The sequence below is a fragment of the Leucobacter sp. genome, from assembly GCF_053528595.1.
This window is the reverse complement of the sequence record NZ_JAIVPF010000036.1, coordinates 13,541-33,328: the sequence shown is the minus strand read 5'-3', so window position 1 is coordinate 33,328 and position 19,788 is coordinate 13,541. Positions and strand designations below refer to the sequence as shown.

Annotated in this window: 20 protein-coding genes; 7 read left to right on the top strand and 13 right to left on the bottom strand. The window is 66.2% G+C overall.

Translation table 11 applies throughout. The features are described from left to right. Position 1 precedes the first annotated feature (1 nt). The 9 genes from ACWKZU_RS07205 to ACWKZU_RS07165 form a co-directional block, all read right to left on the bottom strand. Complete coding sequence (locus ACWKZU_RS07205) at positions 2-742, bottom strand: DsbA family protein (protein WP_017883916.1); 741 nt, start codon at positions 740-742, stop codon at positions 2-4. Next, positions 739-2,460, bottom strand: a complete 1,722-nt coding sequence (gene resB / locus ACWKZU_RS07200; protein ID WP_017883917.1) for a cytochrome c biogenesis protein ResB — start codon at positions 2,458-2,460, stop codon at positions 739-741. Before resB ends, ACWKZU_RS07205 begins: the two co-directional genes overlap by 4 nt. Then, positions 2,441-3,205, bottom strand: a complete 765-nt coding sequence (locus tag ACWKZU_RS07195) for a cytochrome c biogenesis CcdA family protein (protein ID WP_017883918.1) — start codon at positions 3,203-3,205, stop codon at positions 2,441-2,443. The genes resB and ACWKZU_RS07195 overlap by 20 nt, the downstream gene beginning before the upstream one ends. Continuing rightward, positions 3,202-3,717 (bottom strand): TlpA family protein disulfide reductase, encoded by a 516-nt coding sequence (locus ACWKZU_RS07190; RefSeq protein ID WP_017883919.1) that lies wholly within the window; start codon positions 3,715-3,717, stop codon positions 3,202-3,204. The genes ACWKZU_RS07195 and ACWKZU_RS07190 overlap by 4 nt, the downstream gene beginning before the upstream one ends. 187 nt (positions 3,718-3,904) lie before the next feature. Continuing rightward, positions 3,905-4,294 (bottom strand): hypothetical protein, encoded by a 390-nt coding sequence (locus ACWKZU_RS07185; RefSeq protein WP_017883920.1) that lies wholly within the window; start codon positions 4,292-4,294, stop codon positions 3,905-3,907. Between the two features lie 116 nt (positions 4,295-4,410). Beyond that, the gene (locus tag ACWKZU_RS07180) at positions 4,411-4,788 is read right to left on the bottom strand and encodes a hypothetical protein (RefSeq protein ID WP_024356173.1); all 378 of its coding nucleotides are present in this window, start codon (positions 4,786-4,788) and stop codon (positions 4,411-4,413) included. Then, the gene (locus tag ACWKZU_RS07175) at positions 4,788-5,696 is read right to left on the bottom strand and encodes a cytochrome c oxidase assembly protein (protein WP_233615402.1); all 909 of its coding nucleotides are present in this window, start codon (positions 5,694-5,696) and stop codon (positions 4,788-4,790) included. The genes ACWKZU_RS07180 and ACWKZU_RS07175 overlap by 1 nt, the downstream gene beginning before the upstream one ends. Before the next feature lie 62 nt (positions 5,697-5,758). Then, a complete protein-coding gene (locus ACWKZU_RS07170) occupies positions 5,759-6,532 on the bottom strand; it encodes a M23 family metallopeptidase (RefSeq protein ID WP_017883923.1) in 774 nt (257 codons plus the stop codon). 439 nt (positions 6,533-6,971) lie between these two features. Then, entirely contained in the window at positions 6,972-7,400 is a 429-nt protein-coding gene (locus ACWKZU_RS07165; protein ID WP_017883925.1) for a hypothetical protein, read from the bottom strand. A gap of 574 nt (positions 7,401-7,974) precedes the next feature. Between ACWKZU_RS07165 and ACWKZU_RS07160 the strand changes: the two genes are divergently transcribed. Beyond that, the gene (locus ACWKZU_RS07160; protein ID WP_152424243.1) at positions 7,975-8,376 is read left to right on the top strand and encodes a hypothetical protein; all 402 of its coding nucleotides are present in this window, start codon (positions 7,975-7,977) and stop codon (positions 8,374-8,376) included. Positions 8,377-8,462: 86 nt separating this feature from the next. Here the strand turns inward: ACWKZU_RS07160 and ACWKZU_RS07155 are convergent, their stop codons facing one another. Then, positions 8,463-8,618, bottom strand: coding sequence for a hypothetical protein (locus ACWKZU_RS07155; RefSeq protein ID WP_017883926.1), 156 nt, complete (start codon positions 8,616-8,618; stop codon positions 8,463-8,465). A gap of 871 nt (positions 8,619-9,489) precedes the next feature. Here ACWKZU_RS07155 and ACWKZU_RS07150 point away from each other — a divergent pair. From ACWKZU_RS07150 to ACWKZU_RS07125, 6 genes are all read left to right on the top strand, one after another. Beyond that, positions 9,490-12,042: a hypothetical protein gene (locus ACWKZU_RS07150; protein WP_233615403.1), complete on the top strand. Its 2,553-nt coding sequence runs from the start codon at positions 9,490-9,492 to the stop codon at positions 12,040-12,042. Between the two features lie 120 nt (positions 12,043-12,162). Beyond that, positions 12,163-13,170 (top strand): DNA-processing protein DprA, encoded by a 1,008-nt coding sequence (locus ACWKZU_RS07145; RefSeq protein WP_017883928.1) that lies wholly within the window; start codon positions 12,163-12,165, stop codon positions 13,168-13,170. 119 nt (positions 13,171-13,289) lie between these two features. Beyond that, entirely contained in the window at positions 13,290-13,823 is a 534-nt protein-coding gene (locus ACWKZU_RS07140) for a hypothetical protein (protein ID WP_017883929.1), read from the top strand. Continuing rightward, entirely contained in the window at positions 13,820-15,652 is a 1,833-nt protein-coding gene (locus tag ACWKZU_RS07135; RefSeq protein ID WP_017883930.1) for a TraM recognition domain-containing protein, read from the top strand. Before ACWKZU_RS07140 ends, ACWKZU_RS07135 begins: the two co-directional genes overlap by 4 nt. 39 nt (positions 15,653-15,691) lie before the next feature. Next, positions 15,692-16,135: a single-stranded DNA-binding protein gene (locus ACWKZU_RS07130; RefSeq protein ID WP_024356176.1), complete on the top strand. Its 444-nt coding sequence runs from the start codon at positions 15,692-15,694 to the stop codon at positions 16,133-16,135. Between the two features lie 20 nt (positions 16,136-16,155). Continuing rightward, positions 16,156-16,749, top strand: coding sequence for a hypothetical protein (locus ACWKZU_RS07125; RefSeq protein ID WP_024356177.1), 594 nt, complete (start codon positions 16,156-16,158; stop codon positions 16,747-16,749). A gap of 82 nt (positions 16,750-16,831) precedes the next feature. Here the strand turns inward: ACWKZU_RS07125 and ACWKZU_RS07120 are convergent, their stop codons facing one another. From ACWKZU_RS07120 to nrdF, 3 genes are all read right to left on the bottom strand, one after another. Beyond that, complete coding sequence (locus ACWKZU_RS07120; protein ID WP_051066173.1) at positions 16,832-17,038, bottom strand: helix-turn-helix domain-containing protein; 207 nt, start codon at positions 17,036-17,038, stop codon at positions 16,832-16,834. A gap of 52 nt (positions 17,039-17,090) precedes the next feature. Further along, on the bottom strand, positions 17,091-18,083 hold the full coding sequence (locus tag ACWKZU_RS07115) for a tyrosine-type recombinase/integrase (protein WP_017883934.1): 993 nt from the start codon (positions 18,081-18,083) through the stop codon (positions 17,091-17,093). A gap of 682 nt (positions 18,084-18,765) precedes the next feature. Beyond that, positions 18,766-19,734, bottom strand: coding sequence for a class 1b ribonucleoside-diphosphate reductase subunit beta (gene nrdF / locus ACWKZU_RS07110; protein ID WP_449281701.1), 969 nt, complete (start codon positions 19,732-19,734; stop codon positions 18,766-18,768). Between the last annotated feature and the right edge of the window lie 54 nt (positions 19,735-19,788).

Sequence of the window (19,788 nt, the reverse complement as noted above, 5' to 3'; positions counted from 1 at the left end):
GCTACTCCTTGCTCTCCGCGATCGCCGCGTCGAGGGCGTCGGTGATGTCGGTGACGGTCTGGGGTTGCAGCAGCTCACCGTTCAGGAAGAACGTCGGGGTGCCGCGCACGCCGAGCGACATGCCGGCGTTGTGGTCTTCTTCGACCCTCGCTTGGGTTGCAGGGTCGGCGACGGCCGCATCGAAGGCGTCCATGTCGAGTCCGAGCTCCTCGGCGTAGCCGCGGATCTTGTCGGCCTGCGAGTCTTGCTGCTCCGCCCATTCGGACTGCGACTCGAAGAGCTTCTGGTACATCTCCTCGAACTTGCCCTGCTGCGACGCGGCCTCGACCGCGATGGCGGCGTTCATGGAGTTCGTGTGGTTGGTGATGAAGTAGCGGGCGACATAGGTGATCTGCCCGTCGTACTGTTTGCGGATCTCCTCGATCACCGGGTAGACGGCGCCGCAGGCCTCGCATTCGAAGTCGAGGAACTCGACGAGCACGGGTGCACCCTCGCCGGCGTCGTCGAGGACGTGCGAGTTCTCCTGCACGAGCGGCACTTCGCTCTGCGTGGGGGTTCCGCCGCCCGTTCCGCCGCTGTTCGACGCCTCGCCGGGCGCCTGGACTTCGGGCCGGTTGAGCACCGAGATGAGGATCAGGATGAGCGCGATGAGCAGCACGGCGGGAATGGCGATGAGTGCCGCCTTCTGCGAGGTGCTCAGCTTCTTGTTCGGTTTCTGCACGGTGTGCGGGGGCCAGTTCATGGGGTTCCCTTCTTGAAAAGCGGTGACGGTAGTTGCTCGGCGATGGCCGAGAGGTGGCTGGTGCGGAACTGTTCGACGGCGCGCTCGAGGCCTGGATCCTCACCGCGGGCGAGGCCGGCGTACTCGATCTTGACCTTGCGGCCGCCGACGACTGGTCGGGTGAGGGTGGCTTTCACCCAGAGCCGACGGCGCGGCACGAGGAGGCCGGTGATGAGGCCGACCGTGGCGAGGATGGAGAAGACAAGCACCCAGGTGGCGCCGGTGTCGCGCTGGATCTGCAGCGAGACGAAGCGCTTGATCGACTCTTCGGCGCCCTCGGTGACGGTGAGATCCTCGAAGGTGATAGTTCCCATCCCGTTCGGGAGGTCGGCGGTGTCGCCGGGGGTGAGCTCGATCGAGTCGATACCGGTGTCGCCGCCGGTGATCTGGGTCATCGATTGGGTGTCGAGCTGGTACACCGAGCGCGGAGTGCCGTCGTCAATGCCGAGGTCTCCTGTGAACACGTTGAACGTCATCATCGGGTTGTAGAGGTCGGGGAACACCGAGTAGTAGGCGCCGGTGTCCAAGGTGCTCTGCGTCGGGTACAGGAAGCCGATGAGCCCGACCTGCTCAGGCAGACCGTCGGGGACTTTGATCACGCCGAGCGAGGTCATCGCGGAATCCTGCGGGAGGAAGGGCTGGGGTTCCTGGTAGACGACGTCTCCGGCGGCGTTGCGGATCGTGATCATCGGCGCGTAGCCGTTACCGAGGAGGTAGATGCGGTCGCCGTTCACCTCGATCGGTGCGTTCACCCGCACGGTCTCGGCACGGGTGTCGTCGTCCCCGGCCTCTCGGATGGAGAGGTGGGCAGCGAAGTTGCCTGCCTGCCCCGCACCGGGCTTCCCAGGGTCGACGTACTCGACGTCGAAGCTGTCGAGGCTCAGTGCGTAGGGGGTGAGTGAGCTTCGGTCGAAGTACCGTCCTGGCGAGAACGAGGAGTAGGCGCTCTCGCTGTTCACGAAGGTGGTGCCTTGGACGATGACGCGATCGCCGGTGTAGTTGAGGCCGGTGCTCAGCAGCACGGTCACGAGGATCCCGACGAGTGCCGAGTGGAAGACGAGGTTGCCGGTTTCGCGCAGGTAACCGCGTTCGGCGGATACCGACCAGGAAGTCGCGCTGTCGTAGCGGGCGGTGCGGTATCCGCGGCGTCGCAGCTCGCTCTCGGCGATCGCGATGGCCTGGGCGACGTCGGCTTCGGAGGTGCGATCATCGACGAGTTGCAGATCGTTGGAGGAATAGCCGACCATGCGCTGCAGCCGGGCCGGGGTCTTCGGCGCCGGCGCGCGGAGCGCTTTCGCATGATGCTTGATCCGCGGGATGATGCAGCCGATGAGGGAGACGAACAGCAGCAGGTAGATGGCCGAGAACCAGGCCGAGCTGTAGACGTCGAACAGCTGCAGTTTGTCGATGGTGGGGGCGAGCTCGGGGTTGTCGTCGAAGTACTTCACGACGCCGTTGGGGTCGGCTTGGCGCTGTGGGAAGAGCGAGCCGGGGATCGCGGCAATCGCCATGAGCAGGAGCAGGATGAGCGCGGTGCGCATGCTCGTGAGCTGCCGCCACCCCCATCGGAGCCAGCCCTGCCACCCGAGGCCGACGTCGCCGCTGCCGCGTTCGGTGGAGTCGACGTGATCGCTTGGGCGTGCGGGGAGGGTATCGTTCTCAGAGCGGGAGCTGGACATTCGCCATCACCCCCTGCAGGGAGGACATGAGGCGCGTCCAGAGCCCGCTTACCATGAGCAGGCCGAGCACGACGAGGACAACTCCGCCGGCGATGTTGATGGCGCGGATGTGACGCCGCAGGAACGACATCGAGCGGGTGGCCCAGCCGAGCCCGAGGGCGAGCAGCAGGAACGGGATACCGAGGCCGAGCGAGTAGGCGACGCCGAGCAGCCCCGCACGGACGGGGTCGCCGAGGTTCCACGACACGGAGATGATCGCGGCGAGGGTGGGCCCGATGCACGGTGTCCAGCCGATACCGAGGGCGAGACCGAGCAGTGGCGCCCCGGCGAGGCCCAGGCGTGAGCGGAAGCGGGGTCGGACAGTGCGCTGCATCTTGCGGAAGACCCCGACGAAGGCGAGCCCCATGACGATCACGACGACGCCGAGGATACGGGTGGCGATGTCGGCATAGGCGAGGAAGACCTGGCCGAAGACACCTCCGAGCACGGTGACAGTGACGAACACGATGGAGAATCCGGCGATGAACAGGAGAACACCCAGGAGCAGGCGGCGGCGCTGTGCGGTGGTGCCGCGGGCAGGTGCAAAGCTCGGCTCGACGGGGGCGACGGCGGAGCCAAGGTAGCCGAAGTAACCGGGTACGAGCGGAAGCACGCAGGGGGAGGCGAAGGAGACGAAGCCGGCGAGTGCGGCGATGAGCACACCCGCCCAGAGTGCGCCGTCGAAAACGAGATCGCTCGGGTTCATGGCGTCTCCGCGAGTGCGTCGGCGACGAGCGTGTCGAGGATGGAGGCGGACTCGAGTTGCCCGATGATGCGGGCCGCGACGCGCCCCTCGCGGTCGAGCACGAGCGTGGTGGGCGTGGCCTGGATCGGGGTGACGCCGGCGAAGGCCTGCTTGACGCGGCCGTCGTTCACATCGATGATGCTCGGGTAGGTGATGCCGTTCTCTTCGGCGAAGGCGACGGCGGTTGCGGGCTGGTCGTAGATGTTCACACCGAGGAACCCGACGCCCTCATCCTGGTAGTTCAGCCAGACCTCCTCGAGCATGGGGGCCTCGATGATGCAGGGGCCGCAGGCGGCGTACCAGAAGTTCACGACGTACACCTCTCCGGCGTAGTCGTCGCTGGAAACCGGGTCGCCGTATTCGGTGGTGCCGCTGAAGCTCACGGCGGCGCCACGCTCGTCGACCGGAATCTCGACGATGCGGCCATCAGAAGTGCCGCTTCGTTCACTGCCCTGCTGGTACTGTTCCGACATCGGCGCGGCGGCTGTGCAGCCGATCAGCCCAATGCTGATTGCGGCGGTCGCTACGAGTGCGGTCAGCAGCAGGTACGTCGGTTTGGACGTCCTCAAGTTCCTGGTTCTCCTCATTCCTCAACGCGTGGTCGCGGGCATGGCGGACGTGCCGGCCCGTTCCTGCCTCAGGGGGCAGCGTGAGGGGCGCTTAAATGCGCAGGAGGCTGAGGTCGTGCAGGCCGAAGCGATGCCTGCCGCGATGATTGAACGCTGCAGTTGCGGCGATCGGAGCGATCTGGGGGCGCTGGCGTTGGAACCGCATCTGCCTGCAGCGGAGCGCGAAGACGATCAGGATCGCCAAGGCAAAGCCGCAGAGTATCCCGAGCAGGCAGGTGACAACACCGATCAGGATGTCGTCGCTGGCGGTGGTCTCCCCCACGGTGTCGGCGAAGTGTCCCACTGCGGCGTCGAAGGAGGTGGCTGCGACCGTGTTCGAGGCGGCCGCCGGCGCGGAGAAGCCGACATCATCGGCGTGGGAGACGCCCCACAAGCCCACGACGGTGACGATTGCGGCGAGGAGCAGCGTCGCGGCTCTCATCGTGAATCGTCGCCGCGTGATGCGGGCACTGCGGGGAACTGAGGACACACCCCGATTATACCGAGCGGGTTCAAGGCGATCATGGGAGTGGACTGACGCGCACGGCATACTGCACCCTATTGAAGAGCGATGAGCAGGCTGAGCAGGCCCATCACGAAGGTGTAGGGAGCGAGCGTCATCTTCTCGTCTTTGCTCTTGGAGAGCAGGCTGAGGATCACACTGAACCCGAGGTGAGCGACGATGAGCCACATCACCCAGAAGCTGAACTCCCCGGGCAGCACAGCGATGGTGCCGCTGCGATCGAGGGCGATGAAAGCGATGAAGGCGTAGCGGAGCACAGCGGAGATCGCGCCGAGGCGGAGGTTGAGCGGGAGCGTGATGTGTTCCCCGCCCCACGCGTACTTGCCGAGCGGTGCACCGGCAGCCAGGGCGATCTGGAAGATGGCCAGCACGCCGAGCATCGCGGTGAGCGCGAAGATAAGGATCGTCGCCATCACTGCTCCTTTCCGAACTTCGCGGCGAGGTAGGCGTTGTAGGCGTCGAGTTCCGCGTCCTCTTGAGCTTCTCGACGTTTCGCTTGCCGCAGATCGCTCGTGCGCCACTTGGAAATGGTGACGATGAGCACGATGATCAGCGGCAGCTCGCCGTATGACCAGATCAGGCCGCCAGCGATGGCCTGGTCGAGAGCGCGGCTGATCCCCCACGCTTCGGGGTCGGTGGCGTACCAGCGGAACATGGGCTCGGTGCTGCGCAGCAGCACGAGCCCGAAGATCGCGTGGATCTGGATCTCGAGGAGCACGTCGACGATGCGTACCACGAACGATGGGGCGCGCGGCAACGGGTCGAGTGACCACAGCGGAGCGCCACCGATCATGCCGAAGGCGAGGAACAGGGTGAGCAGGATGAGATGCCCGGACGGGAGCTCGAGGAACCAGCTCAGGGTGTCGGTGAAGTACAGGGTGGGGAAGGCGACGACGGCGATGACGATCACGGTGGCCGGGTGCAGGAGCACCTGGGCGGTGCGCGAGCGGTAGGCGCTGAGCGCGGCGCGCATCACCGGCCGCCCGAGTCCCCGGCGCGGCGTCGCGCGCAGGAGCAGACGGCCGGGAGAGCCCATGAGCAGGAACGGGGGTGCGACGACCATGAGCGTGATCTGCTGGAAGAGCAGCACCGAGACGAGTTCCTCGGCGTAGGCGTTCGCGCGCAGTCCGGTGGCCGCGAACCAGAGGAGGCAGCCGACGGTGAACAGCAGCGTCGAACCGACGCCCCATCGTTTTCCCCGTACCCAGAGGGAGATCGCCCCGGTCAGGTAGATGGAGAGGCAGACGACGGCGAGCCAGGCGAGCGGCGACATGCTGCGCAAATCGAACTGGAAGAGGTCGCCGAGCTCGAGGCTGGCCATCGCGGGGTACACGGTCGGGGGTTGTCCTTACTGACGCTGGCGAGTGCTCGCCGGGGAGGGGGCTACTTCGAGTTCGCGGCGATGAACGGCAGCGGGTCGACGGGCTCATCTTCGACGCGCACCACCAGGTGCAGGTGGTTGCCGAAGGACATCCCGGTGGTTCCGACGAGTCCGGCTTGGTCGTCTCCCTGAACGGTTTGGCCAACCTGCCAGGAGTGGGAGTTCTCCTGCATATGGCAGTACCGGCTGATGACCTCTTGACCGGCAACCTGGTGCTGGACTTTCAGCGAGAAGCCGCAGCCGTCGGAGGCCCAGCCAGCCTCAGTGATCACGCCGTCACCGACGATGCGGATCGGAGTGCCGCCGGCAGCGGCCATGTCTTGTGCGTCGTGGAAGCCTGCGACTGGTGCGGAGCGGTATCCGAAGCCATCGGTGAGCGGCACCTCTTGGGCGAAGGGGTACTGCAATGTGGTGTCGGTGAGGCCGCTGACGGTCACTGCCCCACCGCTCAGCCCGATCTCGGGCGCGATCGCAGTCGGGGAGACCGAGAGCTCGTCGAGCAGCGTCGGAGTGTCGGTTGTGCCTCCCGTGACGAAGGCCTGCTGTCGGCTCGCGAAGACGGGGGTATCGGCGGTCGCGGCGCTGGTCGCAGGGAAGACGGTACCCGCCACGAGTACGGTGACGCTCGCGAGCGCCGTACTGCCAGCGACGAAGCTGCGCAGTTGTGAGCGTCGCCGTGCCGTGCCGGTCTCGGGTTCCGTTCCGCCCCCGGTCGGCGTCTCCTCGGCGGCAGGCCGCTCGCTGACGGGCTGCGCCGGGAGATCGGTGTATGGCACCGTGGACGGTGCTGCGGCTGCATGCTTGGATCGGCGGGGCCGAGCCGAGTCGTCGGTCGAGCGTTCGTCTGTATCAGTGGGTTCGATCCAGGTGCTCCGCCTCGGCCCCGCCGATTCCTCGGCGTGCCGACGCCGCCTCAAAAGACGACTCCGAGGACGAAGAACGAGACGACGGCGAAACAGATGCTCAGGAGCACGGTGCCGAAGACGAAGAGGAAGTGTTTAGCTTTGATCGGTGAATCTGTGGAGTTCAAACTGCTGGCTCCTGATCGGGGGCGCTCGTGCGCCCGAGTGATGTTCGAGAGTGCGCAATGCCGGAAGGCGTGCCGATGTCAGCGCTTTTGCAGGGGCCGGCGAAGCTCTCAGTGGGAACGTGGTGCCGGTTGGAGGCACACGGAGCTTCGCGGGCTATCCCCGTGCACGGGTTTCCCGGTGGAGATCAGGTTCGCGAGATCGAGTGAAGGAGCAGCAATGGCTGCGGGCGGGCGGGTGCGCGCGGCAGGGCGACCGCCCATTCGCGGATCCTGCCGAGCCGCAGCTGTAGCCACGGTCGCCGGGTGAAGAGCACGACCAGCATCAGAGTGGCGAGCATGGTGAGCATGCAGATCGCGATGAGATCGAGGTGCCAGCTCTGCACGCTGCCGTGGGCGGCGTGCTCGCCCCCCTCGACGAGCGTGGCGGTCGAGGCTGTTGAGGGGGTGGTCGCACTGGTGCTCGCCGAGGCCTCGGCGATTACCGGCACGCTGCTGAGTTCGGCGCTGTGCGCGCGCAGTCCGACGAGACCGAGGATGACGAAGGCGCCGACCCAGACGAGGGTCAGGATCGCACGCCGCGATAGCGGTCGTCGCGATGCAACGCGTGCACTCATCACTCCATCACCTCCATTGTCATGTAACAATTTAGCATCGGAACCTGAGGTCAGCCAGGGGATGCTACTGCGTGTGGGCGTACGTCGGCGCTTTTGCCAGTGTCGGCGCGGCTCCGCATGCCAGGGCTGATCCTGCCGCACCCACTGGTATGGGGCAGGGACGCCGTTGAGGATCACGAGCGCTACGCGAGTTTGAGAACGTGCACGACTCCGGGTTACCCGAGTGCACAGAACAGCACGAGGGGACAATCACGATGTAGAGGGCTAGGGCTATATTCCGGATAACGATGCGCCGGCCCCGCTGAGCTGGCACAAGGTTCTGCGGAATGAAGACTGAATCGTGACGGCTATTGGCAACGCCAGCAGACTCAATGGCAGCCGCGGAACCTTGACGCTCATCGCGACGGTCACCGGAGCGAGCGCCGGGACCGGGACGTCGTAAAAACCATCGCCGACTATCACCGTGGGATCAGCGGCGACGAGGGCGCTGATGGCATGGCCTTGTCTGCGGGGACCGCCCGGCGTGCATACTCAAGATGCCGGAGTCGGCCGCCAGAGCCTGTGCAGTGCAATCGTGGCCACCGGTGAGCATGATCGAGAGATCCCGTCTCCTGCAGCATTTGGATCGTCTCAGCCAATCCCGCGCACGCAACTCGTCGCGAACCTCGATGAGATTGGGGAGTTCCCAATCGGCTTCGATCACGACGATGATCATACCCTGCTCGGCAAGCTACTCGGTGGCGAGTCGGTCCTTACCGGGATCAACCCAGCGGACAATACTGATTCGGATCCTCTGGCAGGAGGCGGTGCCGGTGATTCCGCGCTACGGCTCATCCTACTAAGCATCTCGCCTGGTCGCCGCATCGGGCACGGTCACGACGGCGGGTGCATGCTGGATGATTCGAGTGCGTTGGCGAAGCCGATCACCTCGCGTTCGGCGCATTCGAAGCTCACGACTTCGACGACTTGGGGTTAGTTGCGGGTAAGTGCGCCTTTACCGTTGAGGGCCACGGTGCGGATCGTACCCAGCTCTTCGAACTCCTGACGGAGCTTGGGCACATTTCAGTGCTTGGAGGCGGAGCCGATCGCGCCCTTCACGGTGGCGGAGACGGTGTTCACAGGCGCCCACGGAGAAGCGGCGATGATGAGTACGGTCGGCACGAGCAGCTTGGCGCCTCGGTCGGTGAGCTTGGCACGTTCCCACTCGTGGGCGTGCATTCGGTCGATAAGGGTCCGATGTGCGTGAGCGAGTCTTCTCGGCCATAGGCGGTGGACTTGATGAACAGCACGCAGGACCTGTCGACAGCGATTGCCGTAGCCACATCCCCTCCCCCAGACCGGGATGGACTCCCTCGTGATAGCAGAGGCGTCGATACTGAATGTGCCGTCGAAAGCAGTACCGCCGATGGCGTCTCCTTCTCCAGCCTTGATGATGAAGATCCCGACGTTGCAGCGCTGATGCTCTTCGGGAACACGTTCCAAGCACTCGACGCTCTGGTCTGGGTAATGCGGTCAGTTCAGAATCGAGTGGATAGATCGCGTCAAGGCGCCGGGTAGCGCAAGCCCTCGGGCATTTGGTTACTCACCGAACCCCAATCCTCGGTCGCATCGCTGCGCAGCGCCCTCCGCACCGACCAGCACCGAGTACTCACCAATCTGCTTCGTCCTGGCACCGTACAGTATGGCGCAGCCGCGCGGATCGACCCGAACGGCAGCCTTCGGATCACCACCGAGTACGGAACCGAGGGCTTCGACCTCGTTGCGATCGTCGACGGCACCCGCTGCCGGAGCCGGGCAGCGACCTGCTTTGACACGAGATTCCATGAAGCGGGGTACTTCTACTATGGCGCGGCATTCCCGGCAGCCCCGTCGCGCTGCACTGAGCAACCGGAGAGACCTATGTAGTGCTCGTCCAAGTCCTACCGGTGCAGTGTGCGCACCTGACTAGTAGCTGTTGCCGTTCTGACGACGGCGGACACAATCAATAAGGAGATCCCACTTGTCTGCTCACATTCTCGTACCACCCGACAAATCACCGCTGCCCGGCCGCGTTGTCTCAAGCGTTGCGACGACCCTCACAATCCTGCTGATGTTACTTGGCAGCCTGTTCTTCCCGGCAGCCCCGGCGCAGGCCGCGACCCTGGGCGTCGGGTATGGCAATCAGGATCTCTGGCTCGGTTCCTTCTCGTCGCATGGCCGTCAGGCGTACTGCATGGATCTCGACGCGCTCGCCCCGTGGGGCAACACGCAACACCCGGAGCTGAAGACCACGCTCGACAGCCTCAGCGCGACCGAGCTCGCCCGCCTGAACTACGTACTCGGGCGGTGGGGTGAGAGCAACGATCCAAACATCACCTCCGCCGTCCAGCTATACGTCTGGGATATCGCCGACCGCGGCAACTACTCCGCACGCGGCGGAGACGGGCAGTTCGTCACCCGGGCACCCGGGAACATGCAGGCCACGATCCTGTCGCACCTCACCACGATGCGGAGCGAGTCGGCGGCGAACGCCGTCGCGAACCCGTCGGTGTCGATGTCGATCACGATGACCGACCAGTACCAGGGGCAGCTCAAAGTCCAGGCGAACCCCACGAGCGCAACCGGCACCGTTACGCTCACCAACGCCAACTTCACGAACGGCAGCACCTCCGCGACACTCGGTGTCGGGACACATGAGATCGTCGGTATCCCACCCGAGGGCGCACCGGACTATCAGATCACCGCGAGCCTCAAGGCTCCGTCGCTTGGGTACGGGGCTGGCGTGGACCTGTTCTACACTCCGGGCGAGCAACGCATCCTCGGCGCGGCCTCGTTCGAGCCGCTGTTCGCCTCTGCGCAGTCAGCGGTGATTCCGTTGGACTTCCGGCCGGTGATCGAGACGGTCGTGGATGCGAAGTTCGTGCAGGCAGGCGACGTATTCTCCGACAAGCTGAACGTCACGGTGACGAAGCACTCCTGGATCAAGGTGAACGGTATCCCGGTGCCGGTGCTCGCCGAAGGCACCCTCTACGGGCCGTTCGACGCGCAGCCGGTCGAAGCGAACGCACCGCCAGAGGGCGCGCCCGTGCTCGGGACCGAGTCGCTGACGCTCACGCACCCCGGGAACTACGTGTCGCCGGGCACGCTCACGGCCCCGGAGTCGGGGTTCTACACGTGGGTGTGGAGGATCGACAAGACCAAGCAGGGTGCGAACGCGAAGTACCTCACCGATTCCTTCACGGATCGGTTCGGGCGGGTGGCCGAGACCTCGGTCACGCCGTTCCAGCCGGAGGCGGTATCGAAGGCGAACGGCAAGCTCGTGAAGCCCGGCGACCGGGTGACGGATACGATCACGGTCTCCTCGACCAATGGCGCCTGGCTGAAGCACAACGGCGAGCCGATCCCGGTCGTCTTCGAGGGCACCGCCTACCAGGCACCCGGAACCCTCCCGCCGGTGCAGGGTGCGGAGGCGCCGGCGGGTGCGGTGCCGATCGGCACCGTCACGGTAACCGCGCCCGGGCCCGGTGAGTACGAGTCGCCCGAGGTGGAGTTGCCGGATGCGGGGTTCGTGGCCTGGGTGTGGCAGGTGAAGAAGGCGTCGCAGCCGGAGTGGGTGCGCCCGTACATCGCCGCCGATTGGCAGGACGAGTACGGCATCAACATCGAATCGCACTCCGTCAGGTGGCCGCTCACGATCACCTCGGAAGTCCGCGAATACAACGTCCACAAGAACGGGCGCGCGTTCGACCGGATCACCGTCTCTGGGTTCCCGGAGAATCACCCCGAGTTCACAGGTGACGGCTACTGGGGGCCCGACGAGCAGGAGATCGAGCACACCGTCTACGGCCCCTTCCAGACCGATGCGGAGCTCACCGACGATCTCGATCTGTCGGATGCCCCGGTGCTCACGCGGATCACGACGCCCGCGAAGAACGGGGTCTACGACATCGGCTACACCAATGAGGACCGCATCCAGCCGACCGAGGCCGGCTACTACGTCATCGTCACGCGGTTCGCGGGCGACGACCGCGTGCAGCCCTTCACGAGCTCGCCGACGGATATCTGGGAGCGGTTCTACGTTCCCGATGACGAGCAGCCGGTGTCGGTCATCACGCAGGCCACCCCCGTCGCGGGGGTCGGTGAGGAGTTCGACGATACCGCACTCGTGCAGGGGACGAAGATCCCCGACGGCGCGTACCTCGTGTTCCGCGCCTACGGCCCCCACGACCCCGACGCCGAGCCGGTCTGCGAGGTGCCGTTCTTCACCTCCGAGAAGATCGCCGTCACCCAGGCTGGCATCTACCGCTCCGGGAAGACGAGCGTCGACCGTGCCGGGCACGTCTACTGGGTCGAAACCCTCTACGACGCCACGGGCAAGGTCATCGCGGAAGGGAAATGCGGTGCACCGGGTGAGACGACGGTCGTGACCGAGACGCCGCAAGAGGTGCCGCCGACGCCGGAGCAGCCGGAGCTTCCGGAGACGCCGTCCGAGCTGGCTACGACTGGGGGCGGGTTCCCGTGGCTGATCGCCGCCGGCGGCCTGGTCGCGCTCCTCGCGGCCGGAGTGACGCTGTGGTTCGGGCGCAGGCTCGCGCTCCACCGGGAGCGAGGCGGAGACAGCGGAGAGGAGGACACCGGTATCGAAGACCTCATGAACCAGTAACCCCAGCACCCCCATGCTGGGCGGGGCGCAGACCATTCCCCAGGGTCTGCGCCCCGCCCTTTTCGCGTGTCCGCCTGGCGCACCTGTCCTCTGACAGTGACGGCGGTGCAGGAGGCGGTAATGAGCGAGTACACGGCAGACACGATCGCGCGGATCACGCTCGCCGTGCTCACCGAGCCCGGTGATCCGGTCACCGGGCAGCTCGTGCAGGCCATCGGCGTCACGGAGACGCTCGCGTTGATCCGCGACCCAGGCGCAGCGATCCCGTCACAGGTCGACCCTGTGGCCGGGGTGAGGTGGCGGCAGCAGGCCGCCTCGTTGCAGAAGGACGCGCTCACCGATGAGCTGATCGGCCTGACCGAGCGCCACGGCCTGCGCATCCTCACCCCGCACCGCCCCGGCTGGCCCACAGCCCTCGCAGACCTCGGCCACGCCGCACCGCTGGCGCTGTGGGCGAAGGGCAACCCGGAACTGCTCACCGCCTCGCTCTCGTCCCGGGTGACGATCACCGGCGCCCGCGCCGCCACCGGCTATGGGGTGCAGGTCACTCGTGAGTTCGCGTGGCAGCTCGCAGCGTCGCCGCGCATCCTCGTCTCGGGCGGCGCCTACGGCATCGACGCCGAAGCCCACCGCGCCGCCCTCACTGCGCGTTCGGCATCTACGATCGCGGTGCTCGCGGGTGGCCTGGATCGGCCGTATCCGCAGGCGCACGATGACCTGTTCCGCCGCATCACCGATCAGGGTGGCCTCCTCCTTTCCGAGGCCGCGCCAGGATATGCGCCGACGAAGGGCCGGTTCGAGGCACGTTCGCGTCTGCTCGCTGCCCTCTCCGCCGCGACGGTGATCCCGGAAGCCGGGGCACGGTCGGGAAGCCTCCGGGTCGCGGTCGCCGCCTACGAACTCGGCCGCCAGCTCGGCGCGATCCCTGGGCCGATCACCTCCGCGAACTCAGCCGGCTGCCACCGGCTCCTCGCCGAAGGCCTCGCAGAAGTCACCACGAGCGTCGGAGATGTCGAAGCGATGCTCGACCCGACGCCAGCGGCGTACCAGCTCCCGCCGGCATATCAGTCGGCCGCCCGCCGCACCGCCCCAGACCCAGGCCGCGGCGCGGGCCGGCCAGCGCTCTGAACCCCGGCGCTCATCACTGCCATCCACGTCGCGCCGTCCTGGGTGTGTGTCTTCCGGCCCGATGGCACCCCTTGCCTCGGGCCGATCTCTGCCTGCCCGTCTTATGAAGGAGACCCTGTATGTCGAAGCGTGATCGCTCGAACCCTGCTGATCCGTCCGTGGTGATGGTGCGCATCGTCGTCGCCGAGGACGGCACCCTGGCCGTCACGGTCGACGGGGCGCCGTTTCTGCCGCCGGAGTTCTCCCCGCCGTGGCGGCGGGGATCGTTCCCGGCGATCGTGGACGCGATCCGCGAGCAGACCGACTGCACGATCCGCGTCGACGTCATCGAAACCGACGGCCGCACGATGACCGACTTCTACACCCCGCGCCCGCGCCGCACCCCACAACCAGAGGCGCAGCCGGTGCAACAGGTTCCGCCCGTGGCCGCGGTGCCGGTGCCGGTGGTGCCGCGTCTGGTGCAGTTCGCGGGGTCGGGGATGGTGCCGGGCGAGGATGTCGCGGTCGCGATCGTCATCGCGCACACCGAGACAGGGCCCGACGGCATCGCCCGCGCCCTGATCGATTCCCGCTACCTCGACCACGCGCCCACCAATGAAGTGATTCTCCTCGGCCGGATCTCTGCCACCGTCTGCATCGGGGCACCGCAGTGACCTCCCCGATCCGCCCGACGGGGAGCCTCGGCGACGAACTCACCAACGCCGCCCTCGTAGGGCTCGCCACCCTCGCCGTCATCGCGGTGATCCTCCGGGCTGCGGGCAGTGTCACCGCGTTCCTCACCGGCACCCCGCAACCCGATACCGGGTTCGGCGCCGGGGCCGGGGTGCTCCTGCACCCCGGCGCCCCTGGCGCCGCACTCGGCGCGCCGGGCCTGAACCCGGTCGTGTACTGGGTCATCGCCGGCACCATGATCTTCACCGCCGGGGCTGCGGCCTGGCGGGGGTGGACGGCGATCCGGCAGCACGGCCGCCGGCAGGCGATGGACCCGTACCGGATCGCCGGGATCGCCACCCGCGCCGAAGTCGCGAAAGCGGGATCTCCGCGCGCGCTCCTGGCTCGGGCGGGGAACCTGCGCCCGTCGCTCGAGAACCCTGAGCCTTCAGAGGTCGGGTACCGGCTCGGGGTGTCGCGCGGGGTCGAGGTGTGGGCGTCGGTCGAAGACTCGATCCTGCTGATCGGGCCGCCCCGCTCCGGGAAGGGCGTGCACATCGTCATCAACTCGATCCTCACCGCCCCCGGCGCGGTCGTCACCACGTCCACTCGTCCGGACAACGTGACCGCCACGATCCGGGCCAGGGAGAAGGTGGGGCCGGTGGCGGTGTTCGATCCGCAGCACCTCGCCGACGGCATCCCCGCCGGGCTCCGCTGGTCGCCCGTCAGAGGCTGCACCGATCCCCTCACCGCGATGATTCGCGCCGCAGGGCTCGCCTCCGCCACCGGGCTCGGGAAAGGCGGGGTCGAGGGCGGAGACTTCTGGGAAGCGAAAACCCGTGTTGCGCTCCAATGTCTGCTCCACGCCGCCGCCCTCGACCAGCGGCAGCCCGCCGACCTGTTCCGGTGGACGCTCGACCCCGCAGCCGCCGGCGACGCCGTATCGATCCTCGCCACCCACCCGCAAGCCGCGGGCGGGTGGGCGGAGGCGTTGCAGGCGATGATCGACGCGGACCCGCGTACCAGGGATTCGATCTGGCAGGGCGTCTCCCTCGCCCTCGCCGCCCTCGCCGACCCCCGCGTGCTCGATGCCGTCACCCCCGGCCCCGACGAGGTATTCAACCCCGAAGACTTCCTCGCGAAGAAGGGCACCCTGTACCTGCTGGCGACCGCGGCCGGGGCGAACAACAGCGCCCCGCTGGTCGCAGCGCTCATCGAAGACGTAGTCGAGGCAGCCCGCCGCCTCGCCGCACGCTCCGCAGGCGCACGACTCGATCCGCCCCTGCTGCTCTGCTTGGACGAGGTCGCGAACCTCAGCCCGTTGCCGTCGTTGCCGACGCTCATGGCCGAAGGCGGCGGCACAGGGATCACGACCATGCCGGTCTTGCAGTCGCTTGCGCAGGCGCGGGAGCAGTGGTCGGAGCACGCGGCCTCCGCGATCTGGGATGCCGCGATCGTGAAGATCGTCCTCGGCGGCGCCTCCAACAGCCGCGACCTCCAAGACCTCTCAACCCTGATTGGGGAACGCGATGAGATCACCGACTCCACCACCGTCGGCGACCACGGCACCCGCTCCGCGCAACGCTCGATCCGCCGCGTACCGATCATGCCGCCCGACGCGATCCGCCGACTCCCGTTCGGCACCGGCCTCGTGCTGCTGCGCGCGGCACCGCCGATCGTGGCACGCCTGCGCTCCTGGAACCAGCGCGCCGACGGGAAACAACTCGTAGCCGACCGCCGCGCGGTCGAAGCAAAACTCCATTACCGGCAGGCCAACACCCAGCCGGGCGCGGACGATCCGTCAGGCAGAGAAGGTGCACCTGTTTCGTAGAGCCGTGATGGGCGCGGCCGTGAAGCAGGAGGCGAAATCGTGTCGATCCCGACCAAGACCTCGTTGTCAGGGTTCATCGCAACCACCCCGCATCCCTCGTCCACGAAGAGCGGGGTGCCGCGCATGTTCGCCCGCGTGGGCAAGCCCCGCTACCGGCGTGAGGAGGACGGCACATTCACGGAGCTCGAACCCTCGTTCCATGACCTCGTCGCGTTCGGGGAGAGCGCCGTGCGCGCACTGTCGACGCTGCAGAAGCACGACAACTTCGTCGCCGAGGGGCGCGTGAATCGCCGAACCATCGAGCGAGACGGTGTGCCGACCGAGATCGAGCAGTTCATCGTCTCGAAGATCGGCCCCGACGCCGCCCGCACCACCTTCACGATGGATCGCAGCCAGCGCGCCAGCCGAACCGTCGAACGCACCAGCACCGCTGCCCGAGGCACTGAGCGGAGCACGTCGCCGGTGTTCGCCAGGGCCATGTGAACCGGGAAGGGGACCCCGCCATGAACATCGACGCGCCCGCCGACGAGGAAGGCTTCGACCCCGAAGAACTCGAGGAGGAGGACGACGGCACTGACCCGCTCAGCACTGTCTCTCTGCCGATCACCCCGAAGCCGATCAACTGGCATCTCCTGCGCTCGCACGAAGCCGAACAAGAATGGCTCGATCTGAACCAGTGGGTGAACCAGCTCCGCGAGACCTATGGGCTGCCCGCGTCGGTAGTGCCGCCGTTCTGGCATCGGCATCCCGAACTCGTCTGGGAGCTCTCTGCGCTGCACACGCATTGGCTGTGCAGCTACGACCCCGAACAGGACGGGTCGGGGCCGATCGCGTGGCACACCGATTTCGCGCTCGCCCGCGAACGGCTCCGCGAATGGGTGGCCACCTGCGGCACCCGCCTGGATCGCGACCGGCCAACTCGGCAGACCACCTGGCCTGGTGAGGTTGCGCAGGCACCGATTGAGGATGAGGTAATCCCGGATCGGGACGCTGACTTCATCACGTTCGTCTCTGCCGACGCCGCCCGTCGCGCCCAGATCGAAGAGGAAACGATCGCCGCCGCGGTCGCGGCCGCAAAGGGTTCGAAGTCTCAATGATCCCGGCCGGCACCCGTGGTTGGACTCCCGGCCAACACGAAAGGGAGGAACGTCCGCCAGGACCGTTCCTCCCTTTTCACTTCTATCGCGTCGATGGAATCTCGACCAGCAATCGTTCTTCCAGCTCCTTCATGTCGACTCGGATCAGGCGTCCCACACGGTACCCAGTAACCGTGCCGTCCGAGATCCGCCGGCGTAGCGTCTTCACGGACACCCCGAATCTCACCGCGGCCTCTGCCAACGGGACCAGGTTCTCGACGGGCACTTTTGTTCGAGATTGACGAACCATGTCAACACCTCTCCTTCTCTGTCGTCACATGGGTTCATCCCATAGGTGCCCTTCACGAATCCCGGGCCGCACCGCTACTACCGTTCTCAGGCAGTGCGGAGGTGATGGCAGCCTCGACACGGCGACTCATTCGACAGGCGAGTTCTCGATCTCTCGTCATCGTGGCGTGCTGGTATCGCAACACGATCCTCATATCCGAGTGCCCGCCCCGACGCATCAGCTCAGCCAACGTGGCACCCTCTTGAGCGAACAGCGTCAGACCGGTGTGGCGCAGATCGTGGAAGCGAAACCTTGGGGGCAGCCCAGCGACGTTGTCACGGACGTCACCCCAGATGAACCCCCAGCGAGTGTTGGAAAGGGGCATGCTTCCGCGAGGGCTTGCCGGCACCAAGGGCGCTTTGGCCTCCGGCGCGACGCGCGACAGAAGGTGCTCGCGCAGGCGATCAACCATCAGATCTGGGACGCTGAGCGATCGCTTGCCTGCGTCGCTCTTCAGATCTGTGTAGTCCCCGGTGTTCGCGTTCAGCTGTCGACGTACGTGCAGCGTGGCGCTCCCGTCTGGGTACCATTCAACGTCTCGGCGTTGGAGTCCGAGGCACTCGCCTCGCCGCAACTGGCACCACGCGGCCAGCAGCACCATGATCGACCACTCAGGGGGTGCCGCCGCATACAAAGCTTCAACCTGTTCGGGTGCGATCACGTCCTCGCTGGCATCGTGGTCGGCATCGTGTCGCACCGGCTCTTGACGTGGAATCGAGACGTTCGGAGCCGCAGGAGTGATGCCGTCCCGTGCCGCCTGTCGCAAGATCATCATCAATACGATCAAGACCGGACGCGTGACGCCGTTGAACTTCGACCTCGGATTCAACGGCGATGGGATCTTGTCGAGGCGTTCTGTCATGACGCGAATCCGGGCCTCGTCGATGTCACGGATTGGAGTGTTCTCGAACTCTGGCACCAGATAGCCCGTGACTTTGCTCTGGTAAGAGCGGACGGTGCCGACGGCACGCTTCTTACCGCTGCGGTTCGGCTCCGTGCGGATCATTGCAAGCCAACGCTCCGAGTACTCCGAGAACCCGACCGCGCGCGCCTGATCCGCAGCTGCTTCCGCGCGACGACGTGCAGCCACTGCGGACGGAGGCTGCCAGTCGCCGCGAGCAATCTTCGTGTGAGCGCCTGCGAGCCAGGTGCGAGCATCCGTCTTGGTAAGGAACGTCAGCGGTTTGTCGTCGTCGGTTCGCGCAGTGTAAATCTCCCCGTCAGGCGCCGGATAGCGAGCCTGCCATCGCCCCGAAGGGAGCTTTCGCAGGCTTCCCCAGGTCTCACGCTTTGTAGTTGGCCTCTTCTGCTCCGTGACGCTCATCATGCCCTCCCGTGGCCGCAAACGGACTGTTGCGGACGGTCGTGCCACTTCGTGCCACTAGGCACCTGGATCAGCCCAGATCCGCATGATTCTGCGGTTCCGAGCGAGCCTGAAACGTCCTCGCTGGCACGTTGTGGCACGGCCTCGGTGACCTCTCGAACCTGCTTTCCGTCCGGGAACCCACCCCGCTCTGGTCTGGCAGGTGCGCCCGTGCCACCTCCGTGCCACTCCGACTGGATACTGATGTGCATTTCCGTCCTCCTCTGTTCATCAGGAGGTGGCATGAAAAGAGGCCCGGAACTGCAGAATCCTGCAGTTCCGGGCCTCTCATCAGCCCTCACGGGCCTGGGGCTACATCAACGACTCAGAAGTCCCAGTCCTCGTCCTCGGTGGCGACGGCCTTGCCGATGACGTAGGAGGATCCCGATCCCGAGAAGAAGTCGTGGTTCTCGTCGGCGTTCGGGGAGAGCGCCGAGAGGATCGCCGGGTTGACGTCGGTCATCTCCTTGGGGAACATCGGCTCGTAGCCGAGGTTCATGAGCGCCTTGTTGGCGTTGTAGTGCAGGAACTTCTTGACGTCCTCGGTGAGGCCCACCGGGTCGTAGAGGTCGGCGGTGTACTTGACCTCGTTCTCGTAGAGCTCGTAGAGCAGCGAGAAGGTGTAGTCCTTGAGCTCCTGGCGGCGCTCCTCGGTCTCGTTCTCGAGGCCCTTCTGGAACTTGTAGCCGATGTAGTAGCCGTGCACCGCCTCATCGCGGATGATGAGGCGGATGAGGTCGGCCGTGTTGGTGAGCTTGGCGTGGCTCGACCAGTACATGGGCAGGTAGAAGCCCGAGTAGAACAGGAACGACTCGAGCAGCGTCGAGGCGACCTTGCGCTTCAGCGGGTCGTCGCCCTCGTAGTAGTCGACGATGATCTGCGCCTTCTTCTGCAGATTCGGGTTCTCCATCGACCAGCGGAAGGCGTCGTCGATCTCCTGGGTGGAGCACAGGGTCGAGAAGATCGAGGAGTAGCTCTTCGCGTGCACCGACTCCATGAAGGCGATGTTCGTGTAGACGGCCTCCTCGTGCGGGGTGATCGCGTCGGGGATCAGCGAGACGGCGCCCACCGTGCCCTGGATGGTGTCGAGCAGGGTGAGACCGGTGAACACGCGCATGGTGAGGAGCTGCTCCTCCTGCGTGAGGGTGGCCCACGACTGCACGTCGTTCGACAGCGGCACCTTCTCGGGCAGCCAGAAGTTGTTGACCAGGCGGTTCCAGACCTCGAGGTCCTTGTCGTCCTGGATGCGGTTCCAGTTGATCGCCTGCACCGCGTGTCCCAGCTTGAAGTTCATCGGTTCCTCATTGTTCTCGTCGTGCTGCGCGACCGGAGGGAGTCGCAGTGTCTA

Coding starts and splice junctions, on each gene's coding strand:
- ACWKZU_RS07205 (WP_017883916.1), bottom strand. CDS start 742: ATGAACTGGCCCCCGCACACCGTGCAGAAACCGAACAAGAAGCTGAGC.
- resB (WP_017883917.1), bottom strand. CDS start 2,460: ATGTCCAGCTCCCGCTCTGAGAACGATACCCTCCCCGCACGCCCAAGC.
- ACWKZU_RS07195 (WP_017883918.1), bottom strand. CDS start 3,205: ATGAACCCGAGCGATCTCGTTTTCGACGGCGCACTCTGGGCGGGTGTG.
- ACWKZU_RS07190 (WP_017883919.1), bottom strand. CDS start 3,717: ATGTCGGAACAGTACCAGCAGGGCAGTGAACGAAGCGGCACTTCTGAT.
- ACWKZU_RS07185 (WP_017883920.1), bottom strand. CDS start 4,294: ATGAGAGCCGCGACGCTGCTCCTCGCCGCAATCGTCACCGTCGTGGGC.
- ACWKZU_RS07180 (WP_024356173.1), bottom strand. CDS start 4,788: ATGGCGACGATCCTTATCTTCGCGCTCACCGCGATGCTCGGCGTGCTG.
- ACWKZU_RS07175 (WP_233615402.1), bottom strand. CDS start 5,696: ATGGCCAGCCTCGAGCTCGGCGACCTCTTCCAGTTCGATTTGCGCAGC.
- ACWKZU_RS07165 (WP_017883925.1), bottom strand. CDS start 7,400: ATGAGTGCACGCGTTGCATCGCGACGACCGCTATCGCGGCGTGCGATC.
- ACWKZU_RS07155 (WP_017883926.1), bottom strand. CDS start 8,618: ATGCACGCCCACGAGTGGGAACGTGCCAAGCTCACCGACCGAGGCGCC.
- ACWKZU_RS07150 (WP_233615403.1), top strand. CDS start 9,490: ATGTTACTTGGCAGCCTGTTCTTCCCGGCAGCCCCGGCGCAGGCCGCG.
- ACWKZU_RS07145 (WP_017883928.1), top strand. CDS start 12,163: ATGAGCGAGTACACGGCAGACACGATCGCGCGGATCACGCTCGCCGTG.
- ACWKZU_RS07140 (WP_017883929.1), top strand. CDS start 13,290: ATGTCGAAGCGTGATCGCTCGAACCCTGCTGATCCGTCCGTGGTGATG.
- ACWKZU_RS07125 (WP_024356177.1), top strand. CDS start 16,156: ATGAACATCGACGCGCCCGCCGACGAGGAAGGCTTCGACCCCGAAGAA.
- ACWKZU_RS07120 (WP_051066173.1), bottom strand. CDS start 17,038: ATGGTTCGTCAATCTCGAACAAAAGTGCCCGTCGAGAACCTGGTCCCG.
- ACWKZU_RS07115 (WP_017883934.1), bottom strand. CDS start 18,083: ATGATCCGCACGGAGCCGAACCGCAGCGGTAAGAAGCGTGCCGTCGGC.
- nrdF (WP_449281701.1), bottom strand. CDS start 19,734: ATGAACTTCAAGCTGGGACACGCGGTGCAGGCGATCAACTGGAACCGC.